The following is a 277-nucleotide window of genomic DNA, read 5'->3' on the forward strand; positions in this document are numbered from 1 at the left end:
TAGGCTTTGCTGATGCCGAGTTCATGCCGGTCAGCCTGCTCACGCCGGTGGCCGGGGAACTCGGCATCAGCGAAGGGCAGGCCGGCCTGGCGATCTCGGTCTCGGGCGCCTTTGCCCTCTTCACCAGCCTGTTCATCGCGCCGCTGGCCGGACGGCTCGACCGCAAGGTCCTGCTGCTGGGCCTGACCCTGATGATGATCGTCTCGAGCACCATCGCGGCCTTCGCGCCGAACTACACGCTGTTCATGGTCGGCCGCGCCTTCATCGGCGTGGCCAT

The 277-nt window shown here is 66.8% G+C and carries 1 protein-coding gene; it reads left to right on the forward strand.

Going from position 1 to position 277, the window contains the following annotated elements; genetic code table 11:
• Window positions 1-23: 23 nt before the first annotated feature.
• Window positions 24-277, forward strand: a 254-nt coding sequence (locus tag KVT32_RS29910; RefSeq protein ID WP_254637084.1) for an MFS transporter, incomplete at its 3' end; no start/stop codon positions are given.

The organism is Achromobacter sp. GbtcB20 (assembly GCF_019091095.1).
Classification (GTDB): Bacteria; Pseudomonadota; Gammaproteobacteria; order Burkholderiales; family Burkholderiaceae_B; genus Achromobacter; species Achromobacter mucicolens.